This is a genomic window from Rhodococcus sp. RD6.2 (assembly GCF_001040705.1).
Taxonomy (GTDB): Bacteria; Actinomycetota; Actinomycetes; order Mycobacteriales; family Mycobacteriaceae; genus Rhodococcus_G.
The window spans coordinates 164,716-180,339 of sequence record NZ_CVQP01000011.1; the positions used below are offsets into that span (position 1 = coordinate 164,716).

Genomic DNA, 15,624 nt, shown 5'->3' on the forward strand with positions numbered 1-15,624 from the left:
AATGAAGCTCATCACCGCAATCGTCAAGCCGTTCACTCTCGAGGACGTCAAGACCGGGCTCGAGCAGGCAGGCGTGCTGGGCATGACCGTCAGCGAAGTCCAGGGCTACGGCAGGCAGAAGGGCCACACCGAGGTGTACCGGGGGGCCGAGTACTCCGTCGACTTCGTGCCGAAGGTTCGAGTCGAGGTCGTCGTCGACGACAGCGTGGTCGACAAGGTCGTCGAGGTGATCGTCGAGGCCGCCCGCACCGGCAAGATCGGTGACGGCAAGGTTTGGGTCAGCCCGGTGGAGTCCGTCGTCCGGGTCCGCACCGGCGAACGGGGCGGGGATGCGCTCTGACCCGACAGGGTCCGGATCCGGTGGCCCCGATCCCGTCGCAACGTCGGCGGGGTCGGGGCCGCCCTCGTCTCCGGGCCTGAACGCGCACGGCCAGATGGTGGCGGCCGACGACCTCGTCCGGGCTCGGAAACAGTTGCTGGAAGGTCGTTCCCGCTCGCGGCGACTCGACACGTCCGCCCTGCGGCAGGCGCTGGTGGACCTCCACGAGTTCTGGCTGACGACGAAGGGCACGGAACTCGGGATCACGTCCGACAGCGGATTCGCGATCGTCGCGGTCGGTGGCCTCGGACGCCGGGAACTGCTGCCGTACTCGGATCTCGACCTGGTGCTGCTCCACGACGACATGGACTCCGCGGTGGTGTCGCAGGTTGCGGACCGGCTCTGGTATCCCCTCTGGGACGCTCACATCAAGCTCGACCACAGTGTGCGGACGGTACCGCAGGCGCTGCAGGTGGCGGCGTCGGACCTGACGGCGGCTATGGGCCTGCTGGAGGCCCGTCACATCGCGGGTGACGTCGAGCTGACGAACCTGCTGATCGGTGGCGTTCGTCGGCAGTGGCGGTCCGGAATCCGCTTGCGGTTCGACGAACTGGTGGAGATGACGCAGGCGCGCTGGTCGCGTAGTGGCGAGATCGCACACCGTGCGGAGCCGGACGTGAAGAACGGACGTGGGGGCCTGCGTGACGTGCAACTGCTCGACGCTTTGGCGATCGCGCAGCTGACCGACGCCGCGACGAGCCTCGGTCCGGACACTCCGGGTGGCGGGCTGGCGTCCGCGCATTCCCGACTCCTCGACGTGCGCACCGAATTGCATCGGGTCGCGGGACGGGCACGGGATCAGGTGCGGGCACAGGACGCCGACGAGATCGGTGCGGCACTGCGGATCGGGGACCGGTTCGATCTGGCCCGGGTGCTGAGCGATTCGGCGCGCACCATCGGCTACTCGGTGGACGTCGGATTGCGGACGGCGGCCAACGGTCTGCCGCGTCGAGGGTTGTCGCGACTGCGGCGGGTGCCCGTCCGGCGTCCGCTGGACGAGGGTGTCGTGCAGCACGCGGGCGAGGTTGTCCTCGCGAGGGATGCGAAGCCGAGCAAGGATCCCGGGCTGATCGTCCGGGTGGCCGCTGCCGCGGCGCAGACGGGGATGCCGATCGGGGCGTCGACGCTCGGTAGGTTGTCCGACAGTGCACCCGAACTGAGGGAGCCGTGGCCGCGAGAGGCGCTGGGTGATCTGCTGGTTCTGCTCGGATCGGGACCGCGGATGGCGGCGGTCGTCGAGGCACTCGACCGCACCGGGCTCTGGGGTCGTCTGCTGCCCGAGTGGGGTGCGGTGCGAGACCTGCCGCCGCGGGACGCGGTGCACACCTGGACGGTCGATCGGCATCTCGTCGAGACGGCGGTCCAGGCGAGCGCGTTCACCACGCGGGTGACGCGTCCGGATCTGCTGGTGCTCGGTGCGTTGCTGCACGACATCGGCAAGGGACGCGGCGGTGACCACAGCGTCGTGGGTGCCGAACTCGCAACCCAGATCGGAAACCGCCTCGGGCTGTGGCCGTCGGATGTGGCGATGCTCAGCGCGATGGTGCGGTACCACCTGCTCCTGCCGGACACCGCAACGCGCCGGGACCTCGACGATCCGGCGACCGTGCAGATGGTCGCGGATGCGCTCGGGCACGACGCGATGTTGTTGGAACTGCTGTACGCGCTCGCCGAGGCCGATTCGCTGGCAACGGGACCAGGGGTGTGGGGTGACTGGAAGGCGTCGCTCATCGGGGAGTTGGTCCGGCGCTGCCGCCTGGTGATGGCGGGGGAGCCCCTGCCCGAACCGGATCCGATCGATCCCGAACATGCGACCCTCGCCGAGGGCGGCGGCGTCCACGTGATGCTGGCGCCAGCGGAGGGGCCGCACACCTACACGGTGACGGTGATCGCGCCGGACGTGCCGGGACTGCTGTCCGACGCGGCCGGGGTGCTGGCACTGCATTCGCTGCGGGTGCTTGCGGCGTCGGTGGGCAACCACGAGGGTTCCGCGGTCAACTCGTTCACCGTCTCGCCGCGTTTCGGTGCGCCGCCGCAGGCGGGGTTGCTGCGCCAGGAACTGATCAGGGCGACAGCGGGCGAGCTGGATCTCGTGGCGATGCTCGCGGACAAGGAACGGATCGCAACGGAGGAGCAGGCGCTCGAACTCGGCGTGACAGCGGTTCCCGTGCAGTACGCGCAGGCACCGCCGCGACTCATCTGGTTCGAGACGGCCGTCGACGGTCAGGTCATCGTCGAATTGCGCACCGAGGACCGAGTGGGTCTGCTGTGCCGGTTGGCGGCCGAACTCGAACGACACGGTGCCGATGTGCAGTGGGCGAAGGTCGCGACCCTCGGCAACTCGGTGGTGGATTCGTTCTGCCTGAATCTCGGTGCCGGCGACTCGCGGGTGACCCGTGAGGACCTGGAGTCGGCGATCCTGTCCGTGGTGCCTGCGCCTCCGCCGCCCAAGAAGGACGGGGAGGAGGGGAACGCAGCCGGTTAGCGGCTACGCTGGGATGCAGTGTCCGTAAGACTGCCACGCTCAGTCTTCGCGTGGTCCAGACGCCGCGCTCAGGCTTTCGCGTGGTTCCGACCGCCACGTGAGGTGTAGCGCGGTCCCGACAGCCAGGAGCCCGATCGGTGTTCGAATCCCTTTCCGACAGGTTGACAGGTGCCCTCAAGGACCTGCGAGGCAAGGGCCGGTTGTCCGGCGCCGACATCGACGCCACCTGCCGCGAGATCCGGCTGGCTCTGCTCGAAGCCGATGTGGCTCTGCCCGTCGTCCGCTCCTTCATCGCGAAGATCAAGGAGCGGGCGAAGGGGGCGGAGGTTTCGGGTGCGCTGAACCCGGCGCAGCAGGTCGTCAAGATCGTCAACGAGGAACTCGTCGGCATCCTCGGTGGGGAGACCCGGCGGCTGCAGTTCGCGAAGACGCCGCCGACCGTCATCATGCTGGCGGGTCTGCAGGGCTCGGGTAAGACCACCCTGGCGGGCAAGCTCGCGAAGTGGCTGACCGCTCAGGGCCACACCCCGCTTCTGGTCGCCTGCGACCTGCAGCGTCCGGGTGCGGTGAGCCAGCTCCAGATCGTCGGTGAGCGGGCGGGCGCCGCCGTGTTCGCCCCGCATCCCGGCACGTCGATCGGCGGCGGGGACAACGCACTCGGCGTGTCCGCCGCCGACCCGGTCGACGTCGCGCGGCGCGGTGTCGAGGAGGCGCGCGCCAAGCACCACGACGTCGTGATCGTCGACACCGCCGGTCGTCTCGGTATCGACGAGGAGCTCATGGCGCAGGCCGCGGGCATCCGCGACGCCGTTCAGCCCGACGAGGTGCTGTTCGTCCTCGACGCGATGACCGGTCAGGACGCCGTCCACACCGCCGAGTCGTTCCAGTCGGGTGTCGGGTTCACCGGTGTGGTCCTGACCAAACTGGACGGCGACGCCCGCGGCGGTGCCGCACTCAGCGTGCGGGAGATCACCGGCAAGCCGATCATGTTCGCGTCCACGGGTGAGAAGCTCGAGGACTTCGACGTCTTCCATCCGGACCGGATGTCGAGCCGGATCCTCGGCATGGGCGACGTGCTCACCCTCATCGAGCAGGCCGAGCAGGTCTTCGACGCGGAGCAGGCCGAGGCCGCCGCGATGAAGATCGGCTCCGGGGAACTGACGCTCGAGGACTTCCTCGAGCAGATGATGGCCGTGCGCAAGATGGGCCCGATCGGCAATCTGCTCGGGATGCTGCCCGGCGCAGGCCAGATGAAGGACGCGCTCGCTCAGGTCGACGACAAGCAACTCGACCGGATTCAGGCGATCATCCGCGGCATGACGCCTGCGGAGCGTGCCAACCCGAAGATCATCAACGCGTCGCGTCGTCTGCGCATCGCGAACGGCTCGGGTGTAAAGGTCTCCGACGTCAACCAGCTCGTCGACCGGTTCTTCGAGGCCCGCAAGATGATGACGGCGATGGCCGGTCGGATGGGTATGCCCGGCGCGCGGGGTTCCCAGCGGTCGCAACGCGGCAAGAAGGGCAAGAAGGGGAAGAAGGGCGGCAAGGGCCCGACGCAGCCGAAGATCAGGGGCGGATTCCCCGGGATGCCGGGCGGGATGCCCGGCGGATTCCCGGGCCTGCCCGCGGGCATGGACCTGTCGAAGATGCCGAAGGGCCTCGACGAGTTGCCGCCCGGCCTCGAGGGCTTCGACCTGTCCCAGCTCAAGCTCCCGAAGAAGTAGACCGTGGCGTTTCGGCTGGCCGGGCGGGGGCTGCCCGACGAGCAGGCCGTCGAGTTGTGGGTTGGTGACGACGGACTGATCTCGTCGGAGCCCGTGCCCGGCGCGCAGACGCTGACCGAGACCGCGTGGGTCCTGCCCGGACTGGTCGACGCGCACTGCCACGTCGGGATCCGGTTCGGCGGTGGTCACGAGGATGAGGCCGGGCTGACCGCGCAGGCCGAAACGGAACGCGACTGCGGTGTCCTGCTGCTGCGTGACGCCGGTTCGCCGGTGGACACCCGGCACCTCGACGACCGCGCCGACCTGCCGAAGATCATCCGCGCGGGCAGGCACATCGCGCTGCCCAAGCGGTACATCCGCGGCCTGCCGGTGGACCTGGAGGACGAGTCGCAGCTGCCGGCCGCCGTCCGAGAGCAGGCGCTCGCAGGCGACGGCTGGGTGAAGATCATCGGCGACTGGATCGACCGGGACGCCGGTGACCTCCGGCCGCTGTGGAGTGACGCCGTGCTGAAGGAGGCGATGGCCGCGGCGCACGAGGTCGGTGCCCGGGTCACCGCCCACGTCTTCGGCGAGGACGCGCTGCCGGGTCTGATCGGTTCCGGCATCGACTGCATCGAGCACGGCACCGGACTGACCGACTCGACGATCGAGATGATGGTCGAACACGGCACGGCGCTCGTACCGACGCTGATCAACATCGCGACCTTCCCCGAGATCGCCGATTCCGCGGACCGGTTCCCGGTGTATGCGGCGCACATGCGCGACCTACACGCACGGGTCGGGGACACCATCGGCGCCGCCCACGACGCAGGCATCCCGATCTACGCGGGCACCGATGCCGGCGGATCGATCCGGCACGGACGGCTCGCCTACGAGGTCGCGGCGCTGTCCGCGGCCGGTCTCGGCCCGACGGCGGCCCTCGGCGCCGCCTGCTGGGATGCCCGTCCGTGGCTCGGCCATCCCGGACTCGAAGCCGGTGCGCCCGCGGATCTCGTTGTCTACGAGCAGGATCCGCGCACGGGTCCGGAGGTGCTCGCGACCCCTGACCTGGTGGTGTTGCGGGGGCAGATCGTGACGAGGCGCGGCCGGTTCGCGTAGGGATCGCCGGTTCCCGCTACACGACGGAGTCGAGTGCGGTGATGATCGCGGCGACGTCGGTGCTCTCGGCGGCACGAATGTGACGGACGATGCTCGCGACAGGCTCCGGCTGGTCGGCGACCACCCGGCCGACGAGCTTCGCCTTGCCGTCGATCAGCTCCACGGCCGGAGCCACGAACGTCGACGGTGTCACCGAGAGCAGCGTGGCGATCCGCCACGCGTCGTCGCGGGCGGCCTCGACGCTGAAACGCAGCGCCAGTTCGGGGGCGTCGTCCGCCAGTTCGGTCAGCTCACCGATGCGAGGCGAGAACTGTTCGATCACGGCACGGACCCGTGGAATCAGCGATGCCAGGATCTCGTTCAGGTGATCGAAGTCGGCATGGAACCCGCTCAGTGCGGAACCGCGGAACTTCGTGCCGGTGACGACGCCGAGGTCGAGGTTCACATGGGCGTTGATGCCGAGCAGCAGGTTCTGCAGGATGATCAGCTTCCCGGTGCGGACCCGGTCGAATGCGAACTGCCAGCTGCGGGTTGGCGTGCCACCCGAGGTGTAGGTCTCGTAGGCGGCGAAGTAGCGGTTCGCGAAGGACGCGTCGAAACCCGACATCCGCGGTCCGTCGTCGAAGGACCCGGCGACGATTCCGTTCTTCACCTCCAGCGTGACCTGGCGGTACAGGGCCGCGAAGTACCCGAGCGGATCCCGCCTCGAAGTGGTGTCGGCGATGATTCCGGTCAGGATCGACAGCACGTCGCCGATGGTGGTGGCCTTCACGCTGCCTCCTGGGGTGGGCCCACCGTCCGTGCAGCCTACGCCCGCAGGCGGGGCGCGGCGGGGCAACTCAGCGAACGCAGCCGTCGCCGGCCAGTGCGGTGAACCGGACCTCGCTGATCGAGGTCACGTCGTTGAACGGCGCCGACGTCTGGCCCGCCCGGTTGGTGACGGGCTGGCCGTCGACGGTGTCGAGAACGGTCAGGGTCGCGGTACGGGCGGGGTGGTCGACGGGCATCGTCTGGATTCCGCGGCGCGGTTCGAGTTGCTGTTCGACGGTGGTGCCGTCGTCGAAAGTCCACTTGACCCTGGTGACCTTGCGGTTCTGCGCGAAGCGGTCGGAGCCGTCGGGGTCGGTCTTGTCGTGGCCGGGGTCGATGCCGACGGTCGCGAGGGCGACGGTGCACGGGAAGCTGACGGCGAGGGTCTGGCCGCGGGTCCCGGTGCAGCGCCACGCGGAACTGACGTCGCCGTCGATCGCGTTGGGTGCTTCGTAGGCGTGGCTGCGTCCGGTGGAGTCGATCGCGGGCGGGACCGGTGTGCAGGTCGGCAGCACGGCGGTGGGGGTGACGGCGACGGTTTCGCCGGTCGCGCCCATGTCACCTCCGAGGTCGCCGCTTCCGGCGCCACCCCCGAACTCCCCGCCGTCTTCCTCGGTCGCGGGTGCCGCGCTCCCCGCGACCGAGGAGTCATCGCTGAGCGCCCGGTTGAGCAGGTAGCCGCCGCCCGCGAGCACGACGAGGACGGCCGCGATCGAGGTGAGCACGACGAGCCAGCCGCGTCCCGACAGGGGAGCCTGAGGAGGCTCGGCCGGATCGGTGGGCGAGGGCGGGGTGTTGACGGTCATGCGGTCTCCGCCTTCGTCGGCTGGTCGGTCGGCGCCGGTTCCGGCGGGAGAAACGGCTCGTGAACCGGTTCCGGGGTGCGGCGCGCCTGCACGAGTCCGATGTCGTAGGCGAGGGCCGCGAACGCGACGACGGCCTGCGCCGTGGCCAGCGCCAGGAGCGTGATGCCCGCCCACCCGAGGCCGACGACCACGGATTCGGCCTCGTCCGCTGCACTGCCGATCAGGTCCGCAGGCGTGTCGACGCTGCTGACGACGATCAGCAGGAAGACGGCGAGCAGTACTCCCATGGTGGCGGCGGCGGTCGCGATCGTGTGCAGGACGGGCGTGGCTCCGCGGAGACGGGAGAGGCGGGGGAGGGTCGACAGCCCGGCTACCAGCCCGGCGAACAGCAGCGCCGCGACGACGGTCATCCCTTGCGGCAGGGCGTAGCCGCTGACGCTGACGACTCCTGCGGACGTGTGTGCCGTCAGGTAGGGGCCGAGCCCGACGAACAGCGCGGCCAGCCCTAGCAGCAGGACCACGACGGCCAGCGCGATTCCTCGGCCCCGCTCGGGTGCGGGGGGGACCGTCGGCGAAGCTGGGGAACGGCACGGGTGTTGTCGCCGGTGGCGGGGGCGGTGTCGATGTCGGTACTGGTTGCGATGGCGGTGTCGAGGACGACAACGTCGAACCCCCTTTGAGTCGTCGAGCTTGTGTCGTCGAGCCTGAGTCGTCGAGCCGCGGTCGACCGGATTCTAGGCAGTCCGAGGACGTGCCGGTGCGCTATCGGGGTGCGGGCGAGTCGTGCGGCGGGCCGGCCGGGGCGATTGGCTCCCGAAGGTCCCCGTCTGGCAGAATGGACCGCTGTTCGCCCGTCTCCGGTTCCGTACCGCGCGGCGGTCACGACATCCCCTTCAACGCAAAACCGGGTGCGCACGCCTTGCGCATCGCTGAATTGCGCCGTGACCATACGAAAGGCTCCACCATGGCTGTCAAGATCAAGCTCACCCGCCTCGGCAAGATCCGCAACCCCCAGTACCGCATCATCGTCGCGGACTCTCGCACCCGTCGTGACGGCCGTGCGATCGAGACCATCGGCAAGTACCACCCGAAGGAAGAGCCGTCGCTGATCGAGATCGACTCGGAGCGCGCGCAGTACTGGCTGGGTGTCGGCGCCAAGCCCACCGAGCCGGTCGAGGCTCTGCTGAAGATCACCGGTGACTGGCAGAAGTTCAAGGGCCTGCCGGGCGCCGAGGGCACCCTCAAGACCAAGGAAGCGAAGCCGTCGAAGCTGGAGCTGTTCCAGGCTGCGCTCGCCGCCGCTGAGAACGAGCCGGTCGCCGAGGCCATCACCCCGAAGAAGAAGGCCGCCAAGAAGGACGCCGACGAGGCTTCCGAGGCGCCTGCCGCCGAGGCCGAGGCCGCTGCGGATTCCGAGGCTGCTGACAAGTGAGTGCCGTTGTCGCCGACGCCGTCGAACACCTCGTTCGCGGCATCGTCGCCAATCCCGACGACGTCCGGGTCGAACTGATCACCGGCCGTCGCGGGCGCACCGTCGAGGTGCACGTCAATCCTGACGACCTCGGCAAGGTGATCGGCCGTGGTGGCCGCACCGCAACTGCTCTGCGGACCCTCGTCGCCGGCATCGGCGGCAAGGGCATCCGCGTCGACGTGATCGACACCGATCAGTAATTCGGTGGAACTCGTTGTCGGCCGTGTGGCCAAGTCGCACGGCATCAGGGGCGAACTCGCCGTCGAGATCCGCACCGACACCCCGGAGCTCCGCTTCGCCGTCGGTGCGGTTCTGCGCGGCCGTAAGCCTCGTGATCGGAAACTGACCGATTACACGGTGGAAGCCGCCCGGGAGCACTCCGGGCGGCTTCTGCTGCGTCTGAAAGGCGTCGACGACCGCACCGCGGCCGACGCGATGCGCGGCATGCTCTTCGTGGTCGACAGCGCGGACCTGCCGCCGTCCGATGATCCGGACGCCTACTACGACCACGAACTCGAGGGCCTGCAGGTGCGGCTCGCGGACGGCACCGTCGTCGGCACCGTGAACGAGGTGCTGCACTCCGCGGCCGGGGAACTGCTCTCGGTGCGCCCCGAAGGCGCGGAGAAGGGCGAGATCCTCATTCCGTTCGTGACGGCGATCGTCCCGGTCGTCGCGGTTGCCGACGGATATGTCGAGATCGATCCGCCCGAAGGATTGCTGGACCCGGAGTAGCCGTGCGCCTCGACGTCATCACCATCTTCCCCGAGTATCTCGAACCGTTGCGAACTGCGTTGCTGGGCAAGGCAATCGACAAGGGTCTCGTGTTCGTCGGCGTGCACAACCTGCGGGACTGGACGCACGACGTGCACAAGGCCGTCGACGACTCCCCGTACGGCGGTGGTCCCGGCATGGTCATGAAGCCGACGATCTGGGGTGACGCACTCGATGCGGTCTGCCCCGACGACGCGCTCCTCGTCGTTCCCACCCCCGCCGGAGTTCCCTTCACGCAGGCGACAGCTCAGCGGTGGTCACGGGAGAAGCACCTGGTCTTCGCGTGCGGCCGCTACGAGGGCATCGACCAGCGGGTGTTCGACGACGCCGCCCGCCGCGTGCGGGTCGAGGAGGTGAGCATCGGCGACTACGTCCTCATCGGGGGCGAGGCAGCGGTGCTCGTCATGGCGGAGGCCGTGGTGCGCCTGATGCCGGGAGTTCTCGGCAATCAGCAGTCTCACGAGGAGGATTCGTTCTCGGACGGGCTACTCGAAGGCCCGAGTTACACACGGCCCGTCTCCTGGCGCGGACTCGACGTTCCCGAGGTTCTGCTGTCGGGTAACCACGCGAGAATCGAGCAGTGGCGGCGTGAGCAGTCGCTGGAGCGGACCGCGCAGCGTCGACCCGATCTGCTGCCCGACGACCAGTCCTGACCGTGCGTCAGCCGATTCGTCCCTCCGGGAACAGGATTCGCACGACGTCGGTGATCGTCTCCCGCGCGTGCGCGGCGCTGGCGTCCTCGACGGCCGCGTCGAGCGAGGTGTCGGGAAGTGCAGAGACCACCTGATTCAGGCCGTCGCTGCCGGTGCCGTAGTCGACGTCCTCGTGGGACACCACGACCAGGACGTACCGTGACTGCGGACCGATCACGGCGGTGGACAGGTGTACCCACCGGCCCGCGGTGCAGCACATCCAACCCTGTTTGACCGCCACGTCCCCCGACTCGTAGACGAGCGCATCGGGGATGCCGAAGCGCTGGTCGTAGCCGTCGGCGGCGGTGGGGGTGGCGGCGCGCAGATGCGAGAGGACCGTCTCGGACGCCTCGTTGCTCAGGCCGCCGGTGCCGTCCAGGAGTCCCGCGTAGTACTCGACCAGGTCGTCGGGGGTGGTCATGGTGTTCCACCAGTTTCCGTCCCACGGCGCGGTGGTGGCATGCAGTCCGTAGCGCGCGACGACGGCGTCGACGATCGCATCCCCGCCGTAGGCGAACCACAGCGCGTTCGCGGCGGCGTCGTCGGAACGTTCGAGCATCCGGGCGATCAGTTCGAGGTCGTCGGCGGACGGTGTCGGATTCTCGTGGAGGACCGCATCTGCGATGAAGAGCTTTGCCACGGATGCCGTTTCGACGGCGGTGCTGCCGTCGGCGACGACGTGGTCGCCGGTGGAGCGGTCGAGTAGTGACACGGCGACGTCGGCTCCGCGCCCCGCCGCAGCTGCGCGTGCGGCGGCGACCCGGTCGGTCATGTCGGAGGGCAGCGGGCCCGATGGCGCGACTGCACGTGTCCAGCCTCCGGGTATCGGCGGCAGCTGTCCGGCGGACGGGACCACGGATACCGGGATCGGCGGTACCGCATGCCTGGTCGGCAGATCGGACCATTGCTCGGACCGGTAGCTGTCGGTGTCGTCGACGGAGACGTCGTCGGCCGAAACCGCATCGCCGGATCGCGTCGGGAGAGCACAGCCGAGCGCTGCGATCGTCGTCCCGATCGCGACGGCCAACGCCGCAACGCACCGACGCCTGTTCACCCTGCCGCCCTCGTGTCCGTTCTCTTCTACCCGAAATGCTAGCTGTAGGGTCGATCGCCGTGACCTCTGCCCTGAAATCCGTGAACCAGCGCATCGCCGAGGAACTCGACGTCCGGGAGGAGCAGGTCCGCGCCGCGGTCGACCTCCTCGACGGCGGTGCGACGGTCCCGTTCATCGCCCGGTACCGCAAGGAGGTGACCGGCGGCCTCGACGACGTGCAGCTGCGGCAGCTGGACGAACGCCTGCGCTACCTGCGTGAACTCGACGAGCGGCGTGCCGCGATCATCGAGTCGATCCGCTCGCAGGACAAGCTGACCGACGAGCTCGAGGACCAGTTGATCCTCGCCGAGACCAAGGCCCGCCTCGAGGACATCTACCTGCCCTTCAAGCCGAAGCGACGCACCAAGGCCCAGATCGCGCGCGAGGACGGCCATCAGCCCGTCGCCGACACCCTCCTCACCGATCCGTCCGTCGATCCCGCGCAGTACACCGCCGAACAGCTCGACGGTGCCCGCGCGATCCTGGTCGAGCAGTTCGCCGAGGACGCCGACCTCGTCGGGGAACTGCGCGACACCATGTGGCGGCGTGGACAGGTCAGCTCCTCGGTCCGCAAGGGCAAGGAGACCGAGGGCGCGAAGTTCGCCGACTACTTCGAGTTCTCCGAGCCGTTCGAGAAGCTGCCGTCACACCGGATCCTCGCGCTGATGCGCGGTGAGAAGGAGGAGGTGCTCTCGCTGAGCCTCGACGCGGACACCGAGCCGCAGGAGCCGGGGGTGCCCACCGTGTACGAGGGGCGCATCGCCGCCCGCTTCGGTGTCGCCGACCGCGGCCGCCCCGCGGACCGCTGGCTGCTCGACACGGTCCGCTGGGCGTGGAAGACGAAGCTGTCCATCAGCCTCGGGATCGACACCCGGATGCGGTTGCGTCAGTCCGCGGAACGGGACGCCGTCGACGTGTTCGCCATGAACCTCAAGGACCTCCTCCTCGCGGCGCCCGCCGGTACCCGCACCACGATGGGCCTAGACCCCGGGTTCCGCACCGGCACCAAGGTCGCCGTCGTCGACGCGACCGGCAAGGTCCTCGACCACGCCACCATCTACCCGCATCAGCCGGCGAACAAGTGGGACCAGTCCCTCGCCACCCTCGCCGGGCTCGCCGCGAAGCATCGCGTCGACCTGATCGCCATCGGCAACGGCACCGCGTCCCGCGAAACCGACGCGCTCGCCGCCGACCTGATCGCGAAGTTCCCGGACGCGAAGCTGACGAAGGTCATGGTGTCCGAGGCCGGCGCATCGGTGTACTCGGCATCGGCCTACGCGTCGCAGGAGCTGCCCGACCTCGACGTCTCGATCCGCGGCGCCGTCTCCATCGCTCGCCGACTGCAGGATCCGCTCGCCGAGCTGGTGAAGATCGACCCGAAGTCCATCGGCGTCGGCCAGTACCAGCACGATGTCTCCGAGTCCCTGCTCGCGCGGTCCCTCGACGCGGTCGTCGAGGATGCGGTGAACGCCGTCGGTGTCGACGTCAACACCGCGTCGGTGCCGCTGCTGTCGCGGGTGTCGGGCATCGCGGGCTCGCTGGCCGAGTCGATCGTCGCGCACCGCGACGCCAACGGCCCGTTCCGCACCCGCGCCGCACTCAAGGACGTGGCCCGGCTCGGTCCGAAGGCGTTCGAGCAGTGCGCCGGCTTCCTCAAGATCACCGACGGCGACGACCCGCTCGACTCGTCGGCGGTGCACCCCGAGGCGTACCCGGTGGTGCGGCGGATCGTCGACGCGCAGGGTTCGACAGTGAAGGAGATCATCGGCAACACCACGATGCTGCGGTCTCTGCGCCCCCAGCAGTTCGCCGACGACCGGTTCGGTGTCCCGACCGTCACCGACATCATCGCCGAGCTCGAGAAGCCGGGCCGCGACCCGCGTCCGGAGTTCAAGACCGCCACATTCGCGGCGGGCGTGGAGAAGGTCGCCGACCTCCAACCGGGCATGGTTCTCGAGGGCGTCGTCACCAACGTCGCGGCATTCGGTGCCTTCGTCGACGTCGGCGTGCACCAGGACGGTCTCGTCCACGTCTCCGCGATGTCGCACAGCTTCGTCCGTGATCCCCGCGAGGTCGTCAAGTCCGGCGACGTCGTGAAGGTCAAGGTCATGGAGGTCGACACCGCGAGGCAGCGCGTCGGACTGAGCCTGCGACTCGACGACGAGCCCGGTGCTCCGAAGCAGTCGGGGCCGCGCGGCGCTGAGCGCCAGGGCGGTGACCGTCAGGGCGGCGGCAACCGTGGCGGCGGCAACCGTGGCGGCGGAGGTAACCGTGGCGGCGGCGGTGAGCGTCAGTCCGGCGGTAGGCAGCAGGGCGGCCGCGCCGAGCGGCCCGCGTCGGGTTCGATGGCCGACGCACTCCGCAAGGCGGGCTTCGGCAGCTGACCAACACGCGCAGGGCGCCGCCGTGAGAAACGCGGCGCCCTGCGTGGGATGCTGGGCCGGTGGCAAACGCGGTCGATCCGAAGAACATGTCGTGGATCCCCGGTGGCACCTTCTGGATGGGCTCGGACGACTTCTACCCCGAGGAACGTCCGGTGCACCAGGTGCACGTCGACGGCTTCTGGATGGACACCCATCCGGTGACGGTGGCGGAGTTCCGACGGTTCGTGAAGGACACCGGACACGTCACCGTCGCGGAGACCGCACCCGATCCGGCCGACTATCCCGACGCCCATCCCGCCGACCTGGTCCCGGGTTCGCTGGTGTTCACGCCGCCTCCGGGACCGGTTCCGCTGGACGACTTCCGGCGCTGGTGGTCGTGGGTACCGGGTGCGAACTGGCGGCACCCGGAGGGGCCGAGCAGCAATGTCGGTGGGCGCGAACGGCATCCGGTCACGCACGTCGCGTATGGGGACGCCCTCGCATATGCGCAGTGGGCGGGCAAGGAGTTGCCCACCGAGGCCGAGTGGGAGTTCGCGGCCCGTGGGGGTCTCGACCGCGTTACGTACGTGTGGGGTGACGAGTTCGCGCCGGGCGGTCGGCACCAGGCCAACACCTGGCAGGGCGAGTTCCCGTGGCAGAACCTCACCGAGGACGGGTTTCCCGGGACGTCGCCGGTCGGGTCGTTCCGGCCGAACGGCTACGGACTGCTCGACATGGCGGGCAACGTGTGGCAGTGGACCACGGACTTCCACAGCGCCGACCACAGTGCGTCGGGGCGGAACGTGGCCCCCGCGAGTCCGTGCTGCATTCCCCGTAACCCCAGGGTCGAGGCGGCGGTCCGGCGCGACGGGGAGACGTACCCGCGGCGGGTGATCAAGGGCGGCTCGCACCTGTGCGCACCGAACTACTGCCTGCGGTACCGGCCGTCGGCGCGGCAGGGTGACACCGAGGAGACCGCGACCTGCCACATCGGGTTCCGCTGCATTACCAGGGCGTCGGGACCACGCTGATGCGGCACTGGTTCGAGCACCAGATCGTGGAGACCGGGCGGCTGCCGCTGCTGTTCTTCCTGCTCGGATTCATCGGCGGATTCGTCTTCATCCGGCTGAGCGTGCGGATGATCCGTGCGCAGGTGAAATGGTGGCCCGGCAACATCACGCCCGGCGGACAGCACGTGCACCACGTGGTCTTCGGCGTCGTCGCGATGCTCGTGTCCGGCGTCGCGCTGATCGCAATCTACGAGGACGGCACCCAGGTGTCGGGAGCCGTGTTGGCCGCGCTGTTCGGGATAGGTGCCGCGCTCGTGCTCGACGAGTTCGCCCTGATCTTCTACCTCAAGGACGTGTACTGGTCCGAGCAAGGCCGCGCGTCCGTCGATGCGGTGTTCGCCGCGGTCGCCGTCACCGGGTTGCTGCTGCTCGGCGCGCGGCCGGATTCGATCGTCAATCCCTCCGACTTCCGGGACAACCCGAACCCGTGGGTGCGGCTGGCACTGGTCGTGTCGGCGCTGATCAGCCTCGCGATCGCCGGCGTGGTGATCGCGAAGGGGAAGATCTGGACTGCACTGTTCGGCCTGTTCATCTCGCCGATGCTCCTCGTCGGGGCCATCCGGTTGAGCAGGCCCGGGGCGCCCTGGGCGCGCTGGCGTTACCAGGACAAGCCGAAGAGGATGGCCCGTGCGGTGGAGCGGGAGAAGCGCTATCGAAGGCCGCTGATCAGGGCGAAGATCTACGTCCAGGACCTCGTCGCGGGCAAGCCCAGCGTCGAGCACGCGGTGACGGCGACCGAGGCCGAACTGGAACGCACCGTGCGGCCCGCGCCCGCGCCGACCCACCACGGGTGACCCGCCCGATTTCCCGTCGTACCTGCTGTCTGGCACAATTGTGGGGTTGCCTGCACAGGCGCACCCCT

At 69.3% G+C, this 15,624-nt stretch carries 15 protein-coding genes; 11 read left to right on the top strand and 4 right to left on the bottom strand.

From position 1 onward, the window contains the following. Position 1 precedes the first annotated feature (1 nt). The 4 genes from RHCRD62_RS23170 (at position 2) to RHCRD62_RS23185 (ending at position 5,686) form a co-directional block, all read left to right on the top strand. Positions 2-340, top strand: coding sequence for a P-II family nitrogen regulator (locus RHCRD62_RS23170; protein ID WP_050067111.1), 339 nt, complete (start codon positions 2-4; stop codon positions 338-340). Further along, complete coding sequence (locus RHCRD62_RS23175; RefSeq protein ID WP_050067112.1) at positions 330-2,864, top strand: [protein-PII] uridylyltransferase; 2,535 nt, start codon at positions 330-332, stop codon at positions 2,862-2,864. The genes RHCRD62_RS23170 and RHCRD62_RS23175 overlap by 11 nt, the downstream gene beginning before the upstream one ends. 137 nt (positions 2,865-3,001) lie before the next feature. After that, a complete protein-coding gene (ffh, locus tag RHCRD62_RS23180) occupies positions 3,002-4,588 on the top strand; it encodes a signal recognition particle protein (protein WP_050067113.1) in 1,587 nt (528 codons plus the stop codon). 3 nt (positions 4,589-4,591) lie between these two features. After that, positions 4,592-5,686, top strand: coding sequence for an amidohydrolase family protein (locus RHCRD62_RS23185; RefSeq protein ID WP_050067114.1), 1,095 nt, complete (start codon positions 4,592-4,594; stop codon positions 5,684-5,686). Between the two features lie 16 nt (positions 5,687-5,702). Here RHCRD62_RS23185 and RHCRD62_RS23190 read toward each other — a convergent pair whose 3' ends face one another. The 3 genes from RHCRD62_RS23190 to RHCRD62_RS23200 form a co-directional block, all read right to left on the bottom strand. Then, complete coding sequence (locus tag RHCRD62_RS23190; RefSeq protein ID WP_050067115.1) at positions 5,703-6,458, bottom strand: DUF5995 family protein; 756 nt, start codon at positions 6,456-6,458, stop codon at positions 5,703-5,705. 67 nt (positions 6,459-6,525) lie between these two features. Further along, positions 6,526-7,302, bottom strand: a complete 777-nt coding sequence (locus RHCRD62_RS23195) for an NADase-type glycan-binding domain-containing protein (protein WP_050067116.1) — start codon at positions 7,300-7,302, stop codon at positions 6,526-6,528. Continuing rightward, positions 7,299-7,823, bottom strand: a complete 525-nt coding sequence (locus RHCRD62_RS23200; protein WP_050067117.1) for a DUF5336 domain-containing protein — start codon at positions 7,821-7,823, stop codon at positions 7,299-7,301. The genes RHCRD62_RS23195 and RHCRD62_RS23200 overlap by 4 nt, the downstream gene beginning before the upstream one ends. A 443-nt stretch (positions 7,824-8,266) precedes the next feature. Here RHCRD62_RS23200 and rpsP point away from each other — a divergent pair, with 443 nt between their 5' ends. The 4 genes from rpsP to trmD are packed head-to-tail and all read left to right on the top strand — an operon-like array spanning position 8,267 to position 10,197. Then, positions 8,267-8,734 (top strand): 30S ribosomal protein S16, encoded by a 468-nt coding sequence (gene rpsP / locus RHCRD62_RS23205; protein ID WP_050067118.1) that lies wholly within the window; start codon positions 8,267-8,269, stop codon positions 8,732-8,734. Then, entirely contained in the window at positions 8,731-8,973 is a 243-nt protein-coding gene (locus tag RHCRD62_RS23210) for an RNA-binding protein (RefSeq protein ID WP_050067119.1), read from the top strand. Before rpsP ends, RHCRD62_RS23210 begins: the two co-directional genes overlap by 4 nt. A gap of 4 nt (positions 8,974-8,977) precedes the next feature. Continuing rightward, positions 8,978-9,505, top strand: a complete 528-nt coding sequence (gene rimM / locus RHCRD62_RS23215) for a ribosome maturation factor RimM (protein WP_050067120.1) — start codon at positions 8,978-8,980, stop codon at positions 9,503-9,505. A gap of 2 nt (positions 9,506-9,507) precedes the next feature. Beyond that, a complete protein-coding gene (gene trmD, locus RHCRD62_RS23220) occupies positions 9,508-10,197 on the top strand; it encodes a tRNA (guanosine(37)-N1)-methyltransferase TrmD (protein ID WP_050067121.1) in 690 nt (229 codons plus the stop codon). A 7-nt stretch (positions 10,198-10,204) separates the two neighbouring features. Here trmD and RHCRD62_RS23225 read toward each other — a convergent pair whose 3' ends face one another. Further along, positions 10,205-11,290 (bottom strand): serine hydrolase, encoded by a 1,086-nt coding sequence (locus RHCRD62_RS23225; protein ID WP_050067122.1) that lies wholly within the window; start codon positions 11,288-11,290, stop codon positions 10,205-10,207. A 35-nt stretch (positions 11,291-11,325) separates the two neighbouring features. Here RHCRD62_RS23225 and RHCRD62_RS23230 point away from each other — a divergent pair, with 35 nt between their 5' ends. The 3 genes from RHCRD62_RS23230 (at position 11,326) to RHCRD62_RS23240 (ending at position 15,556) form a co-directional block, all read left to right on the top strand. After that, positions 11,326-13,713, top strand: a complete 2,388-nt coding sequence (locus RHCRD62_RS23230) for a Tex family protein (protein ID WP_050067123.1) — start codon at positions 11,326-11,328, stop codon at positions 13,711-13,713. Between the two features lie 86 nt (positions 13,714-13,799). Beyond that, positions 13,800-14,723 (top strand): formylglycine-generating enzyme family protein, encoded by a 924-nt coding sequence (locus RHCRD62_RS23235; protein ID WP_050067244.1) that lies wholly within the window; start codon positions 13,800-13,802, stop codon positions 14,721-14,723. Next, on the top strand, positions 14,723-15,556 hold the full coding sequence (locus RHCRD62_RS23240; protein WP_050067124.1) for a hypothetical protein: 834 nt from the start codon (positions 14,723-14,725) through the stop codon (positions 15,554-15,556). Before RHCRD62_RS23235 ends, RHCRD62_RS23240 begins: the two co-directional genes overlap by 1 nt. Positions 15,557-15,624: the final 68 nt, after the last annotated feature.